Annotated in this window: 15 protein-coding genes; 12 read left to right on the top strand and 3 right to left on the bottom strand. The window is 70.4% G+C overall.

Annotation, left to right across the window (positions count from 1 at the left end; translation table 11 throughout):
* Positions 1–175 precede the first annotated feature (175 nt).
* Together VH112_13365 and VH112_13370 are read left to right on the top strand one after the other, a co-directional pair.
* The gene (locus tag VH112_13365) at positions 176–1,081 is read left to right on the top strand and encodes a TIGR01777 family oxidoreductase (GenBank protein HEX4541223.1); all 906 of its coding nucleotides are present in this window, start codon (positions 176–178) and stop codon (positions 1,079–1,081) included.
* Between the two features lie 18 nt (positions 1,082–1,099).
* On the top strand, positions 1,100–2,314 hold the full coding sequence (locus VH112_13370) for a geranylgeranyl reductase family protein (protein ID HEX4541224.1): 1,215 nt from the start codon (positions 1,100–1,102) through the stop codon (positions 2,312–2,314).
* Between the two features lie 19 nt (positions 2,315–2,333).
* Here VH112_13370 and VH112_13375 read toward each other — a convergent pair whose 3' ends face one another.
* Complete coding sequence (locus VH112_13375; GenBank protein ID HEX4541225.1) at positions 2,334–3,500, bottom strand: acyl-CoA dehydrogenase family protein; 1,167 nt, start codon at positions 3,498–3,500, stop codon at positions 2,334–2,336.
* 62 nt (positions 3,501–3,562) lie between these two features.
* Here VH112_13375 and VH112_13380 point away from each other — a divergent pair, with 62 nt between their 5' ends.
* Both VH112_13380 and VH112_13385 read left to right on the top strand, forming a co-directional pair.
* Positions 3,563–5,185: an AMP-binding protein gene (locus VH112_13380; protein ID HEX4541226.1), complete on the top strand. Its 1,623-nt coding sequence runs from the start codon at positions 3,563–3,565 to the stop codon at positions 5,183–5,185.
* Between the two features lie 11 nt (positions 5,186–5,196).
* On the top strand, positions 5,197–5,907 hold the full coding sequence (locus VH112_13385; GenBank protein ID HEX4541227.1) for a DUF169 domain-containing protein: 711 nt from the start codon (positions 5,197–5,199) through the stop codon (positions 5,905–5,907).
* Positions 5,908–6,013: 106 nt separating this feature from the next.
* Here VH112_13385 and VH112_13390 read toward each other — a convergent pair whose 3' ends face one another.
* Positions 6,014–7,099 carry an ATP-dependent DNA ligase gene (locus VH112_13390; protein HEX4541228.1) on the bottom strand — a complete coding sequence of 362 codons (1,086 nt, stop codon included), beginning with the start codon at positions 7,097–7,099 and terminating at the stop codon, positions 6,014–6,016.
* Between the two features lie 149 nt (positions 7,100–7,248).
* Here VH112_13390 and VH112_13395 point away from each other — a divergent pair, with 149 nt between their 5' ends.
* The 6 genes from VH112_13395 to VH112_13420 all read left to right on the top strand — a co-directional run bounded on the left by VH112_13395 (position 7,249) and on the right by VH112_13420 (position 13,116).
* Positions 7,249–8,415 (top strand): MaoC family dehydratase N-terminal domain-containing protein, encoded by a 1,167-nt coding sequence (locus VH112_13395; protein HEX4541229.1) that lies wholly within the window; start codon positions 7,249–7,251, stop codon positions 8,413–8,415.
* Positions 8,412–10,064 (top strand): AMP-binding protein, encoded by a 1,653-nt coding sequence (locus VH112_13400; GenBank protein HEX4541230.1) that lies wholly within the window; start codon positions 8,412–8,414, stop codon positions 10,062–10,064. Before VH112_13395 ends, VH112_13400 begins: the two co-directional genes overlap by 4 nt.
* 29 nt (positions 10,065–10,093) lie before the next feature.
* Complete coding sequence (locus tag VH112_13405; GenBank protein ID HEX4541231.1) at positions 10,094–10,381, top strand: hypothetical protein; 288 nt, start codon at positions 10,094–10,096, stop codon at positions 10,379–10,381.
* The gene (locus VH112_13410) at positions 10,378–11,289 is read left to right on the top strand and encodes a haloalkane dehalogenase (GenBank protein HEX4541232.1); all 912 of its coding nucleotides are present in this window, start codon (positions 10,378–10,380) and stop codon (positions 11,287–11,289) included. Before VH112_13405 ends, VH112_13410 begins: the two co-directional genes overlap by 4 nt.
* A 65-nt stretch (positions 11,290–11,354) precedes the next feature.
* A complete protein-coding gene (locus VH112_13415) occupies positions 11,355–12,758 on the top strand; it encodes a wax ester/triacylglycerol synthase family O-acyltransferase (protein HEX4541233.1) in 1,404 nt (467 codons plus the stop codon).
* A 151-nt stretch (positions 12,759–12,909) separates the two neighbouring features.
* Positions 12,910–13,116 (top strand): hypothetical protein, encoded by a 207-nt coding sequence (locus VH112_13420; protein ID HEX4541234.1) that lies wholly within the window; start codon positions 12,910–12,912, stop codon positions 13,114–13,116.
* A 124-nt stretch (positions 13,117–13,240) separates the two neighbouring features.
* Here VH112_13420 and VH112_13425 read toward each other — a convergent pair whose 3' ends face one another.
* Entirely contained in the window at positions 13,241–13,531 is a 291-nt protein-coding gene (locus tag VH112_13425; protein ID HEX4541235.1) for a hypothetical protein, read from the bottom strand.
* Positions 13,532–14,037: 506 nt separating this feature from the next.
* On the opposite strand from VH112_13425, the gene VH112_13430 reads away from it, so the two are divergent.
* Both VH112_13430 and VH112_13435 read left to right on the top strand, forming a co-directional pair.
* Positions 14,038–14,349 (top strand): hypothetical protein, encoded by a 312-nt coding sequence (locus tag VH112_13430; GenBank protein ID HEX4541236.1) that lies wholly within the window; start codon positions 14,038–14,040, stop codon positions 14,347–14,349.
* A gap of 93 nt (positions 14,350–14,442) precedes the next feature.
* Positions 14,443–14,643, top strand: a complete 201-nt coding sequence (locus VH112_13435; protein HEX4541237.1) for a hypothetical protein — start codon at positions 14,443–14,445, stop codon at positions 14,641–14,643.
* Positions 14,644–15,279 lie beyond the last annotated feature (636 nt).

Raw genomic sequence — 15,279 nt, forward strand, 5'->3', positions numbered from 1 at the left:
CGCCGATCTGATCCCCGGCGCCGAGCTGGTGGAGGTCGAGGGTGCCGGGCACGGCGCCCACCTCAGCCACCCCGATGACTTCGCCGCCACCGTCCGGCGGGCGCTCGAGCGGAGCAGGCTCGCCAGCGACAGCTGACGAGCCCACTGACCTCGCGACGGCGCGACGATGGCACCCATGCGGGTTCTCGTCAGCGGCTCCCACGGGTTGATCGGTACCGCTCTCGTCGGCACCCTGCGGACGAGGGGCGACGACGTCGGGCGGCTCGTCCGCCCGACCGCCGGCGCCCAACCGGGGCCCGGCGACGTCAGCTGGGACATCGAGGCCGGCACGATCGACACCCGGGCCATGGAGGGCGCCGACGCCGTCGTCCACCTAGCGGGAGCGAGCCTGGCCCGCCGCTGGTCGCCCGCCTACAAGGCCCGCATCCGCGACAGTCGCGTGGACGGCACGACGCTGCTCACGACTGCGCTGGCCCAGCTGGACACCCCCCCCGCCGTCATGGTGAGCGGGTCGGCCGTCGGCTACTACGGCGACCGGGGCGACGAGATGCTCACCGAGGACAGCGGGGCGGGCACCGGGTTCTTGGCCGAGGCGGTCGAGGCCTGGGAGTCGGCGACGGCTCCGGCCGAGAACGTGGGCATCCGGGTGGCGCACCTGCGCACGGGGATCGTCCAGAGCGCCGAGGGAGGCGCTCTGGGGACGGCGCTCCGGCTGTTCAAGCTCGGCCTCGGCGGCCAGCTGGGGCCGGGCCGGCAGTACGTCAGCTGGATCTCGCTGGCTGACGAGGTGGGCGCCATCATTCACACCCTCACCCACGACACCGTTCGGGGTGCACTCAACGCCACCGCCCCCAACCCCGTCACCAACGCCGAGTACACCCGCGTCCTCGGCGCCGCTGTGGGCCGCCCGACGCTCCTTCGCGTCCCCACCTTCGCCCTGTCGACCGCTCTCGGCTCGGAGATGGCCCGGGAGACCGTATTGGCCAGCCAGCGGGTCCGGCCGACCCGACTGGAGGCGACGGGATACGAGTTTCGCCACCGAGAGCTGTTGGAAACATTGCGGGCCGCGCTCGGTCGGTGAGGCCCTAGCCTTCGGTTGATGCTCGATGCCGACGTCGCCGTGGTGGGCGCCGGTCCCGCAGGGTCGGCCGCGGCCGTCCGGCTGGCCCGGGCCGGCAGCGACGTCGTCGTGCTCGACCGGGCCCGCTTCCCGCGGGACAAGTGCTGCGGCGACGGCCTCACCACCGATGCCCTCCGGCGGCTCGACCGCCTGGGGCTCGACCCCAAGACGGTGGCGTCCTGGCAGGCGGTGGACGACATCGTGGTCCGATCACCCTCGGGCCGGGTGGCGCGGCTGCCGTTCCCGCGCGACCGGGGCACCTACGCGGCCGTAGCCCAGCGCCGCGACCTCGACGCCGCCGTGGTCGACCTGGCCCGCGACGCCGGCGCGACCATCCTCGAGGGGTGCGCGCTCAGAGGGGCGAGCCTCGCTGACGACGGGATCGTCCTGGAAGCCGACGGCCTCGACCCCATCTCGGTCCGCTACGCCATCGGCGCGGACGGCATGTGGTCCCCGCTTCGCAAGGCCCTGGGCCAGGGCGAGGAGCCCGGCTACCTGGGCGAGTGGCACGCCTTCCGGCAGTACTTCGGCAACGTCGGCCCCGACGCGGCCGACATGTGGGTGTGGTTCGAGCCCGATCTGTTGCCCGGCTATGCCTGGTCCTTTCCCCTGCCCGACGGCCGGGCCAACGTCGGCTTCGGCGTGCCGCGCCAGGCCGGGCGGCCCACGGGCGAGATGGCCGCCGTCTGGTCGGGGCTCGTCGACCGGTCGCCTCTGCGCGCCGTGCTCGGCCCGGCGGCGGAGCCCGAGTCGCCCCACCGGGCCTGGCCCATCCCCGCCCGGGTGACCACCAGCCCGCTCACCGCCGCGGGCGGGCGGGTCCTGTTCGCCGGGGACGCCGCCCGGGCCACCGACCCGATGACCGGCGAAGGCATCGCCCAGGCCCTGGAGACGGCCGCGCTGGCGGCCGACGCCATCCTTGCCGGTCGCGCCGAGGACCCGGCCGAGGTCGCCAGCCGCTACCGCCGGGACGTGTCCCGAAATCTCGCCCCCAACCACCACCTGTCCAACGCCCTGTCACACGTCCTCCGCCACCGCAAGGGCGCCCGCGGCGCCGTTCGGGTCGTCGGGGCCACGGACTGGACCCGTCGCAGCTTCGCCCGCTGGCTGTTCGAGGACTATCCGCGGGCGGCGCCGATCACCCCGTGGAGGTGGGAACGGGGGCTGCTGAGCGGCTCGGGAGCATTTCGCTGAGAACGGTCGGCGCCCCGCCTCAGGCCCGCGCTGCCCTCCGGGACTCGGCCCAGGTCTTGCCTGGCTCGACGTCAATGTCGTGGGGCAGTCCCAGCGCCCGCTCGGCGATGATGTTGCGCTGGACCTCCGACGTGCCACCGCCAATCGTGAGCGCCGGCGCGAAGAGGTAGCCATAGGACCATTGGGCGTCGGCGACCCCGAACGGGGCCGACCCCGTCAGCATGCCGTGGGCGCCGGCCAGGTCCTTGGCCAGGCCCATGATCCGCTGACCGTGCTCGTCGGCGAGCGCCTTGCGCACGGAGGCCTCGGGGCCGGGCTGGCGGCCCTTCACGGCCGCCGTCACGGCGCGCAACCGGATGAGCCGGAGCACCTCGGCCTCGATGTGCAGCTGGGCCAGGCGCTGGCGCAGGTGGGGGTCAGCGACACCGCCAGCCTTTCGGGCCAGCTCCAGCAGGTCTTCGGCGGTCGGACCCCGTCCCCAGAGGGCCCCCTCGCCCGAGAGGGACACCCGCTCGTTGCCGAGGGTCACCTTGGCCAGCGCCCATCCCTGGTTCTCGTCCCCGACGCGGTTCTCCACCGGGATGCGGACCTCGTCGAGGAAAACCTCGTTGAACAGATGCACGCCGGTCATCTCCACGATGGGACGGATGGTGATGCCGGCGCTGTCCATGGGACACACGAAGTAGGAGATCCCCTGGTGCTTGGCGACGTCGGCGTCGGTCCTGGCGAGGAGGATCCCGAAGCGCGAGAGGTGCGCCAGCGAGGTCCACACCTTCTGACCGGAGACCACGTAGGTGTCCCCGTCCCGTACGGCCCGGGTCGACAGGTCGGCCAGATCGGATCCGGCCCCGGGCTCGCTGAACAGCTGGCACCACAGCTCCTCGCCGGCCAGCATCGGCATCAGGTACCGCTCCTGCTGGGCTCGTGTGCCGGCGTGCAGCAGCGTCGGCCCCGCCCACCCGATGCCGATGGGGTTGATGGGCCGGGCCACTCCGGCGCGGCGCAGCTCGTCGTCGATCACCAGCTGGGCGATGGGATCAGCCTCCAGCCCCCAGGGCCTCGGCCAGTGCGGGGCGACGTAGCCGGCCGCGGCCAGCTGGTGCCCAGCCGCGTGCGGGTGCTCCTCGAGCCACGACCGCACTGCGACGCGCTGCGGATGGTCCTCGCCCGGCAGCTCGAGATCCACAGCGGTTCAGCGTATCGGCGTGACGATCTTGGCGGCGGCGGGCGCCTCTAAGATCGCCCCGCATGGCTGGTTGGAACTACGCCGACGTCTGGGAGGTAGTGGCCGAGACGGTTCCCGACGTCCCTGCGCTGGTGCAGGGCGAGCAGCGCCGGTCATGGGCCGAGACCGACCAACGGGCCAACGGCGTGGCCCGCGCCCTGCTTGATCTCGGCGTCGGAGCCCAGGACAAGGTGGCCCAGTACCTGTACAACTGCCCCGAGTACCTCGAGTCGGTGTTCGGCGCCTTCAAGGCGGGTCTCGTCCCGGTCAACACCAACTACCGCTACGGCGACGACGAGCTCGTCTACCTCTGGGACAACGCCGACACCGTGGCCGTCGTCTTCCACGGCAGCTTCAGCGAGCGGAGCGAGCGGCTTCGTCCTCGGCTGCCGCGGATCAAGGGTTGGCTGTGGGTGGACGACGGATCGGGACCGTGTCCCGACTGGGCCATCGCCTACGAGGACGCCGTCAAGTCGGCGATCGAGCCGGTCGCGCCGCCCTGGGGACGCAGCGGCGACGATCTGTACCTGCTCTACACCGGCGGCACCACGGGCATGCCCAAGGGCGTCATGTGGCGCCAGGACGACCTGTTCTCGGCCCTCAATGCTGCCGCGCCGATCAAGCACGACGAGGAGGCCGGCCTCGCCGGTGTGCGGCGCGCCATCACGGGCTCTGGTCCGGTCTTCCTCCCCGCCTGCCCGCTCATGCACGGCACCGGCGCCTTCACCGCCTTCACCGGCCTCAGCTCCGGTGGAACGGTCGTCCTGCTGGCCGGCCGCGCCTTCGACCCCGAGGAGTTCGTCTCCACCGTGGCCACCGAAGGGGTCAACAACACCTCGATCGTGGGCGACGCCTTTGCCAAGCCGATCCTGCGTGTGCTGGACGAGGCCCCCGGGCGCTGGGACATCTCCAGCCTCGACGTGGTGCTCTCCTCGGGGGTGATGTGGAGCGAGCCGACGAAGCAGGGGCTGCTGCGCCACCACCCCGGCATGCTTCTCGTCGACTCGTTCGCCTCCTCGGAGGCGCTCGGGATGGGTCGCTCGATCTCCAGCGCCGAGGGGCGAGCCCGGACGGCGCGCTTCGTCCTCGGCCGCAACGCCCGGGTCGTCGGCGAGGACGGGAGGGACGTCGTCCCTGGCTCGGGCGAGGTCGGCCTCCTGGCCGTGCGCGGGCGGAACCCCGTCGGCTATTACAAGGATCCCGACAAGACGGCGCAGACGTTTCGCACCATCGACGGCGCGCGGTACTCCATCCCCGGCGACAATGCGACCGTCGACGCCGACGGAACGCTGCGCGTACTGGGCCGCGGGTCAGTGTGCATCAACACCGGAGGCGAGAAGGTCTTCCCCGAGGAGGTCGAGGAGGTCGTCAAGCTCCACCCCGCGGTGCGCGACGCGATCGTGGTGGGTGTCCCCGACGAGCGCTTCGGTGAGGCCATCTGCGCCGTGGTCGAGGTAGCCCCCGACGCGGCTCTCGAGCCCGACGACATCGTGGCCCATGTGAAGGGTCGCCTGGCAAGCTACAAGTCGCCTCGCCACGTCCTTGTGGTGGAGACCATCGGCCGGGCGGCCAACGGCAAGGCCGACTACGGGCGCCTGCGCATCATGGCCGCAGCCGCCCACGGCATCGAGATACCGACACCATGAACGGAGCTCAGATGTGGACCACACTCGCTGAAGGACTGCAGTCCAGCCTTCATCCCAGCGCACCGCCGATCGCCATCACGTTCTCGACCGAGCCGCCGGCCGGCGTCGAACCCTATGACGCGCCCATGCCTCCTCCGACGCCAGACGGGCGCACCGGTCGGGTCCCGGCGGGTTGCGTCTTCTGGATGAAGGGCTCCGAGCGCACGTTCACCACGGCGCCCGCCGACCACGGCAACTGCAGCGTGGGCAGCATGACCCACGGGCTGGCGACGATGGCCGAGGTGAGCGGCCGCGCCGACATCGCCGCGCTTCTCGAAGCGGGCTGGATCACCGAGGACATGATCCCCGGCATCCCGGTCGTCCGAGACCGGCCCGGTGCCATCACCTACGGACCCCTCGCCGACACGCCGGTCGATCCCGACGTGATCCTCGTCCGGCTCACGGCGAAGTCCCTCATGGTCCTCTCCGACGCCCTGCCTGGCCTCCGGGTGGAGGGCAAGCCCCAGTGCCACATCGTCGCCGCGGCCAAGGAGCAGGGCGAGGTGGTCGCCAGCGTGGGCTGCATGCTGAGCCGCACCCGGACCGGCATGTCGAGCGGCGAGGTGACCTGCGCCATCCCCGCGTCGCGCCTGGGTGAGGTGGTGGAGCGGCTCGAGTCGACGGCGCGGGCCGACGCTGCTGTCGCGTCGTACGCGGCCGAGGACGCCCGCCGCTTCGAGTAGGCCGGCCCGGGAGGCCGGCCGGGGAACAAGCCGCCGGCGCGAAGCGCCGAGGCCGGCCCGGGGGGCCGGCCGGGGAACAAGCCGCCGGCGCGAAGCGTCCGATCGCTCAGCCGGAGCGGGTGCCGAACACCGTCGCCAGCTCCTCGGGGACGGCCGTGTCCAGCTGGCGGTAGGTGCAGCTCTCGGGGCGGCGGTCCGGGCGCCACCGGCGGAAGGTCGTGGCGTGCCGGAAACGGTTCCCCTGGAGGTGGTCATAGGCCACCTCGCACACCAGCTCGGGACGAAGGGGCTCCCAGCTGAGGTCCTTCTTGGCATTCCAGCGGCTGCGGGCTCCTGGCTTGCGACCTTCGTCGGCAGCGGTGCCAGTCTCCGCCTCGGCCCACCCCCTCCAGGGGTGGCCGCTGAGGTCGTCGGTGCGATAGGGCTCCAGCTCGAGCACCAGCTCTCTGCGTCGCTCCATGGAGAAGGACGCGGTCACCCCGAGGTTGTGGAGGGTGCCCTCGTCGTCGTAGAGGCCGAGGAGCAGGGACCCGATGATCCCTCCCTGCTTGTGCCACCGGAACCCGGCGACGACGCAGTCGGCGGTGCGCTCGTGCTTGACCTTGAGCATCGCCCGCTTACCTTCTCGATAGGTGTCCTCGAGGTTCTTGGCCACGATGCCGTCGAGGCCTGCGCCCTCGAAGCGTGAGAACCATTGCTCGGCGAGCTCCCGGTCGGTGGTGGCCGGTGTGAGGTGGATCGGCGGGCGGGCGGACCGCATGGCATCCACCAGCAGCTCGCGCCGCCGGCGGAGGGGAACCGACCGCAGGTCCTCGTCGCCCAGGGCAAGCAGGTCGAAGGCCACGAACGACGCCGGTGTCTCGGCGGCCAGGCGTCGAACCCGCGACTCGGCGGGATGAATGCGCTGCTGCAAGGCGTCGAAATCGAGGCCGGCCGCCCCCGCGATCACGATCTCCCCGTCGACGACACAACGCTCAGGAAGCAACTCCCGCACGGAGTCCAGCACCTCGGGGAAGTAGCGGGTCATGGGCCGCTCGTTGCGGCTCCCGAGCTCGACCTCGTCCCCATCGCGGAACACGATGGTGCGAAATCCGTCCCACTTGGGCTCGTACACCGTGCCTCCCACCGTCGGCAGGTCGCGGGCCAGCTTGGCCAGCATGGGCTCGATCGGGGGCATGACGGGAAGGTCCACGGCCCTCCAGCCTGGCACGATCGGTTGGGCGGGTGGGCGCTGGCCGCGCTTGACCCGGTCGACAGCGCGCGCCGGGCTCGATCCGGCCCCCGGTGTAGGGTCCTGCTGACATAGCCGTCAGAGAGCTCTGCGAGCATCAGGGGGTTGGGATGACGCAGGTCGGTGACGCAGTGGTGCTCGACACCAGCGACGTAGACCGCCACGTGGGGCGGCCCGTCGGCGGGGGCCAGCTCAAGGAGCCCGTCACCGTGACGGACATCCGGCGCTGGGTGCAGGGCATGCAGTACCCGAACCCGATCCACTACGACGATGAGGTGGCGGCGGCGAGCCCCTGGCGGCGGATCGTGGCCCCGCAGTCGTTCACCATCTGCTGCGACGTCGGGCACGGGGCCGGTCCCGCCATTGTCGGCAGCCTGCCCGGCAGCCACATGATCTTCGGCGGCGACGAGTGGTGGTTCGCCGGGCCCCGCATCTACCCCGGCGACCATTTGCGCATGCGGCGCCGCTTCGTCGACTACAAGGTGTCCGACACCAAGTTCGCCGGCCCCACGATGTTCAGCCGGGGCGAGACCGTCTACACCAACCAGCGCGGGGACATGGTGGCCCGGCAGTGGTCGACGGCGGTGCGCTACCTGGCCGAGGAGGCCCGCCGCCGCGGGTTCTTCGAGCAGGCCGCGCCCCGGCCCACGTGGACAGCCGAGCGCCTGGCCGAGGTGGCCGACCAGCGGTCGGCGTGGGTCGCCAGCCGCGCCGGATCCACCAGTCCGACGCTGGAGGCGGTCGAGGTGGGCCAGCGGCTCCCCACTCGGCCGATCGGTCCCCACACACTCTCGACGTTCGCCACGGAGTGGAGGTCCTACATCTTCACCGTCTGGGGTTCCAGCGTGCAGGAAGGTCCCGATCACCTCACCGAGGCCGGGTGGCTGCCCGAGATGGACCGCAAGCTGGAGGCGGCGAAGGCCGACCCGGCCCTGGGCGACGGCTTGTACAGCGGCCCCTCGCGCGGGCACACCGACGTCGAGCACGCCCAGGTGATCGGCATGCCCCGGGCGTACGGGTACGGGGCGTCCATGGGGGCCTGGGTCCTCGACTACGTGGCCATGTGGGCGGGTGACCGGGCCCTGACCCGTCATTCGGCGGTCCAGTACCGCTTCCCCGCCTTCGAGGGCGACGTGACCTACCTCGACGGGGAGGTCATCGGCACCCGCCACGACCCGACTCTCGGGGCCGGCGTCGTGAGCATCGAGGTCGTGATGACAACCCAGGACGGCGCGGTCATGGCCAAGGGGCCGGTCGAGGTCGAGATCCCGGCGTGACCACGTTCTCCGGGCCGCCCCCGGAGACCGAGGGCGGGATCGGAGCGCTTACCCTCGGAGGCTTCTTCGCCGAGGTCGTCGGGCGCCACAGGGACCGGGAGGCGTTGGCCTGGCGCCGGGCCGGCTCGCCCGCGACCACCAGGTGGACGTACGAGCAGCTCGGCCGTGAAGGCCGCCGGATCGGCCGGGCCCTTCTGGCTGCAGGGGTCGGGAAGGGAACGCGGGTGGGTCTCCTCATGGGCAACCGCCCTGAATGGGTCGCCGCCGCCTACGGCGTGGCCATGGCGGGCGGCGTGCTCGTCCCGATGAACACCTTCTACGAGGCGCCAGAGCTCGAGCACGTGCTGGCGCACTCCGACACCGCCGTGCTGCTGCTCCAGGAGGGACTCGGTCGACACGCCTACCTCGACACGGTGCGCACGATATGGGGCAGCCATCCGTCCACCCGTCTCCCCTTCCTGCGTCAGGTCGTCTGCCTGGGGACCGACTCCTGGACGGACCTGCTCGCCGGGGCCGAGACCGTGCCCGAGGAGCGGTTGCGCGCCTGCGCGGCGAGCGTCTCGCCCTTCGACGACGCCATCGTCATCTACACCTCCGGATCGACGGCCAGCCCCAAGGGTGTCCTCCACGGCCATCGGGCGCCGACCCTGCAGAGCTGGCGCTTCGTCCGCCACCTCGGCATCGAAGCCGACGACCGGGTATGGAGCCCGTACCCGTTGTTCTGGTCAGCCGGGTTCAGCATGGTTATGGGCGCCACCCTCGCCGCGGGCGGGTGCCTCGTGCTCCAGGAGCGGTTCGAGGCGGCCGAGTCGCTCGCCCTGCTCGAAGAAGAGCGGATCACGACCCCGTTCGCCTGGCCGCATCAGGTTGCCGACCTGGAGGACCACCCCGACTGGGCCCGCCGCGACCTCTCTGCCCTGCGACACGTCGAGTCGTTCACGGGCTGGGGCCGACATCCAAGCGTCAAGGTCGGCGATGTGTGGAGCCCGAGGGCCGCCTACGGCCTCACGGAGACCTTCACCATCCTCAGCTCCCTTCCGGCCGGCACTCCGCTCGAGGCCCGGGCCGATAGCCAGGGTCCCGTGCTGCCGGGTATGCACGTGCGCATCGTCGATCCTCACACTGGCCGACCCCAGGGAGCCGGTGCGGACGGTGGGATCGCGGTCAAGGGCACCTGTCTCATGAAGGGGTACGTGAAGGTCGGCCCCGAGGAGTGCTTCGACCTCGACGGGTTCTTCCACACCGGTGACGCAGGCTTCGTCGACGAGCACGGCCTGCTCCACTGGACCGGCCGGACCGACGATCTCATCAAGTCGGCGGGCGCCAACGTCTCGCCGGTCGAGATCGAGACGGTGCTCCTCGAGCACCCGGGCCTCAAGGCGGCCGTGGCCGTGGCCGTGCCCCACTCCACCCTCGGCCAGATGGTGGTGCTGGCGGCCGTGGCCCACGACGGGGCAAGCATCACTGAAGCCGACGTGCAGGAGTTCCTGCGCGGCCGGATCGCCTCCTACAAGATCCCCCGACGGGTGCTGTTCTTCGTCGAGGCCGACCTGGTCCAGACGGGCAACGCAAAGATCAAGACGGCAGAGCTGCGGTCGCTGGCCGTCGCCCGGTTGGCTGCCGAGGCGGCGAGCGGTCAGCCCACGTAGTCGGTCGATGATCCCAGTAACCTTGTGGCGTGGCTGAGGTGGACGACCGGAAAGAGGGCGGCGACGACGAGGAGCTGCGGACGGCGCTTCCGCCGGCGCTGGAGGAGTGGCGCCGGCGGTCCGCCACAGGCGCCATCCTGACGGGGATCGCCTTCGGCCTGCGCCAGGCGCTCGAGCTACCGCGGGAACAGCCCGCCATCGTCGTCGAGGCGCCCGGGGAACCGCCGGGGCCGCCCCAGCCCATGGAGCTCCACATGGACCCCGACCGGCCCGAGGAGACGTGGGTCATCGTGAGACCCTGGCTGCTCGACAGGTGAAGGTCCTGCGGACGCCGGAGGAACGTTTCGGTAAGCTGCCGGGCTTCGACTTCGCGCCGCACTACGTCGAGGTGCGCGACAGCGAAGCCCTGCTCCGGGTCCACTACCTCGACGAGGGGCCGAGCACGGGCCCGGTGGTGCTCCTTCTGCACGGGGAGCCGTCCTGGAGCTATCTGTACCGCAAGGTGATTCCCGTCCTGGCGGCCGCGGGTTTGCGCGCCGTGGCGCCCGACCTGGTGGGCTTTGGGCGGTCCGACAAGCCGTCCGAGCGCGGCGACTACAGCTACGCCCGCCACGTCGAATGGATGCGATCTGCACTGCTCGACCGACTCGGGCTCGCCGACATCACCCTGGTCGGCCAGGACTGGGGCGGCCTGATCGGCCTCCGCCTGGTGGCCGAGCACCCTGATCGCTTCGCGCGCGTCGTCGCAGCCAACACCGGCCTCCCCACCGGCGACCAGGGCCTGTCCGACGCGTTCATGGCCTGGCAGCGGTATTCCCAGGAGACGCCCGAGCTTCCGGTCGGCGCCATCGTCGGCGGCGGTTGCACCAGCCCTCTGCCACCCGACGTCGTCGCGGCCTACAACGCGCCCTTCCCGGACGAGTCCTACAAGGAAGGAGCGCGCATGTTCCCTGTGCTGGTGCCGACCCGGCCCGACGACCCCGCCAGCGAGGCAAACCGCCGGGCGTGGGACGTCCTCGCCCGGTGGGACAAGCCCTTCCTCACCGCGTTCAGCGACGGCGACCCGATCACCGGGGGAGGCGACGCCGTCTTCCGCCGGACCGTTCCGGGTGCGGGAGGCCAGCCCCACGCGACGATCAGCGGGGCCGGGCACTTCCTCCAGGAGGATCGGGGCGAGGAGCTCGGGCGTGTGGTGGCCGATTTCGTGCGGACCAGCACCGCGTAGAGCTCCCGGGGATCGGACCTAAGCTCGCATGACGGCGGGCCCGGCGGCCCAAAGGGGGGATCTTCGTGGGGGCTGAACTGCAGTACGCCGACCGGATGAGCAACGCCGACGCGCTGATGTGGGTCATCGAGAAGGACCCACTGCTGCGCTCGACGATCACGGGGGTGGCCCTGCTGGACCGGGCGCCCGACCGTGACGTCTTCACCCAGGTGTGGGAGCGGGCTAGCCGGCTGGTGCCGCGCCTGCGGCAGCGGGTCGTGAGCCATCCGTTCGCCGTGGCTCCTCCCCGATGGGAGATCGACCCGGGCTTCGATCTCAGCTACCACGTCCGGTACGTGCGGTCTCCCGGCGCGGGGACGATGCGCGACGTGCTGGACGTCGCCCAACCACTCGCCATGCAGAGCTTCGATCGGGCGCGGCCCTTGTGGGAGGTCGTCGTGGTCGACGGTCTCGCCGATGGTCGCTGCGCCGTGCTGCTCAAGCTCCACCACTCGATGACCGACGGCGTCGGTTTCGTCAACATGGCCATGGCCTTCTTCGATCTCGAGCGGGACGGCTGGAAGCAACGGGGGCCGATGCCCGACGCGCCGCAGGGGTCGATCCCGTCGCTTCCGCGCCGGTTCGTGGGCGGCCTGACCCACGAGATTGGCGAGGCCGAGGTCACGGGACGGCGGGCCGCCAGGGCAGTGCTCTCCACCCTCGCCGCCACCGGCCGGGACCCTCTACAGGCATGGCGGCAGGTCAGCGCGACGGTCGGCTCGATCGCCCGTACGTTGGCGCCGGCCGCCGAGCCCTTGAGCCCGGTCATGACTGGCCGTTCGCTGGGCCGGCATTTCGACGTGCTCGACGTGGCGCTCGATGATCTCAAGGCAGCCGCCAAGGCGGTCGACGGCCATCTCAACGACGCCTTCGTCGCCGCCGCGATCGGCGGTATGCGCCGCTATCACGAGCGCCAGGGTGCGGCCGTCGAGGCCCTCCGCATGCAGATGCCGGTGAACATCCGCCACGGCGACAGCGACGCCGGCGGAGGGAACCAGTTCGCGCCGATTCGCTTCGCCGTCCCCCTCGATATCGCCGATCCTGGCCGGCGCATGCGGGCAGTCCACGAGCTGGTCGGCCACGTCCGCGCCGAGCCGGCACTGGGCCTCGCCGCTCCGATCGCCGGCGTGCTCTACCGACTCGGGACCAGCGTCTCGACGGCCGCCTTCCAGTCGATGATGCGCGGCGTCGACTTCGTGACGAGCAACGTCCCCGGCGTGCCCGTACCTGTCTACTTCGCAGGCAGCCGCATCGACGGCGTGTACCCCTTCGGGCCCACGGCCGGCGCCGCGGTCAACCTGGTCCTGTTCAGCTACGCCGACCAGGCCAACATCGGAGCGACCATCGACCCGGCCGCGGTCACCGATCCGGGCGGATTGATGGAAGGCTTGCGACAGGGCTTCGACGAGGTGCGGGCCATCGGCAAATAGCCGGTCCAGTGGGCGCCGCAGCCCTTGACGGGCGCTCGGGTCCAAGTGGCAAGCTCTATGCGTGACGGAACCACCTCGATCGTTCCCATGCGAGCTTTCCGAGCCCGACCTCGACGAACGAGCTGGGGAATGGCGTGCCCTGAGACCGCTGGTGCTCAGTCGTGTCCGCACGACCGACGGTTATCGAGTCGCTTTCGACGTCGCCGCACTCGATCGGGTCGAGAAGCTCGCCGCCGCTGAGCGCGCCTGCTGCGGGTGGGCGACATGGTCCGTCGAGCCTTACCCCGACCACGTTGCGCTCGAGGTGACGGGCCCGGAAGCGCCCGTCGACGCGCTAGCGGCCGCCTTCGAGGTGTGACGCCCCGTTCATCGGCGGGCGGCCTCCGGGCACGTGTTGCAGACGACGGCGACGATCGACGACTTGTCGACTGGCGCGCTGGCCGAATCGTGAGAAGAAGCCAGGTATTCGGCTCTCACTTCTGTTAGCCGAGCCGGCCAATCCCTTCACGTAGCTCTTCTGCGTTCATGCAAGGCAGGGCCTCGACCCTCGCGCCGAGCTGGCCCCAGAAGGGCTCGGCCAAGCTTGGGAGTGAGGCAGCATCAGGCACGTCGACAACGAATGTTTGAGCTCGGCAGCCGTTGCGTGCGTAGAAGTAGGCCGCCTCGGGCTTGAGCTTGCCGACGAGCCCCTCCATTACCTCCCCCATCTTGCCGGCCTTGATGAGTTCGTTGCCCTTCGCCGTGTCGATCTCAACGTTCAACAGGATTCTCATGTGCTTGCTCCCTCCCGATCCTCTGTCGACGGTCCCACCACTGCGGGGCGCACGCTACACCGCAGGCGCGACCTGACGGGCGGGGGGTGAGTGATGTTCCTGCTCTGGTTCTTGCCGGCGGAGCCCGATCCAGTGCCAGGGCCGCGGACGAAGCGGGAGCACCGCGAGGCCTCGCGCGGCGAGTGGGTACCTGAGAGCCCTGACGGAGGTCGGATCCCCCGCCGGAGCGATCCGTGGTCCCCACAACAGGTGTGCGTGAAGGGGGCGAGAATCACCGTTTGGCGTTCGGGTTACGAAGGTAGAGAGTTACACAGGGTTGGTCTGCTGGAGGGGTTCGGACCGGGCAGCCCTAGCTCGTCCCCTGGATCAGGGCATCACCCCTCCGGCAGACCGACCCCATCCCGCGGTGAATGGGGTTCGGCTCGATTGGCGGGGAGCCCCCGCCAGCGTAGAGGTGGCCGCGCCGGGGATGCGTAACCGTTCCACCCGGAGTAGGAAAGCGAGCGATGGCCGACACCAGGAGCATCGAAGCCAGAGCCGTGGCTCTCCGGAGGCGCCTACAGGGCCTTGCGCGAGAGACCGACGTCTGTGTGAAGCACTATCGAGACCTGTGCGAGAGCGCCGAGGTACGCGAGATGGCTGACGCCGTCGTGGATGGTCTCGCCCCCGAGCTACCGGAGAAGATCGCTCACGACGCGGCCCTCATCTCGGTTTACAACCGCCTGTCGCTCTGGCGCTGTTTCGACATGCTGGAATGGATATCCCGTCGAGCTGAAGCACCATCGATGCAACGTCCCGCGGGGCCGGTTCCGGAGTAAGGGGGCCGACCCGATCTGGGGTTGACGAGGCCCCCACACGGTTCGGCGCAGGACGGGTTGACCGGGCCAGTGGGCGTGTGGGAACGTGTGTTCGTGTCACAGCGAGGCCACTCGTATGGCATGGCGCGGGAGGAGCTTGTGCGATTGCGCCGGTCCATTGCCATGCTCCAGCCGGGATCGATGGCGATGCGTCGTGAAGACGCCATGCGCCTGCTCAGCCAGCTCGGCGACGTCGAGGAGCGCCTCGGTCGCCTGCGCAATGAGTTGCGCAGGCTTCTCGAGGACGACAAGTAGCGCAGCCGCGTCATCCCCTGTCGCGGTGCCTCTTGCCTGCATCACCGGCCACATCCCCCGGGATCACGACAGCCCGCTGACCGTCTTGTCCGTGACCTTGCTGTTGTTGAACGCGACCAGAATGCTCGACCGTGAATATGTGGTAGTCGCCCCTCACCGCCATCCGTTCGATCAACGCCGTGGCCTGGTCGCTGGGAAAGGGGCAGATGAGACCGACGAATACAAGCGCTGCCTCGGCCGGCCTCGGGTGTAGACGAACAGGTCGACGTTGGCTGGGTGTCTTTGCCGCGTCAAGCCGAACACCCAGCTCTCGAGGACGCGGCAGTTATCATTGATGGAGCATTCTGCACGCAATCGAGCCCCTGTAGCTCAGTTGGATAGAGCGGCTGCCTTCTAACCATCCGGGGCTATGCGCTGTGCGAACGGCCTACTCAGCAGGTCATTCGTGAGCGTAGGGGACGTAGTTATCGGCTGTGAGAGACTGCCAGTCGTACTGCGCTCGGGCGCATGGGGCCGGGCGTTGGCCGGGGTCGCCTAGAAGGGGGTCTTATGCCTGGTCCGTATGTCCAGCTGGCAACGTTCTGCGAGAAGGTCCTCCAAGAGGCCGACGGCGTCTTGAGCGTCATCCGGGCGATC

This window comes from Acidimicrobiales bacterium, from assembly GCA_036270875.1.
Classification (GTDB): domain Bacteria; phylum Actinomycetota; class Acidimicrobiia; order Acidimicrobiales; family AC-9; genus AC-9.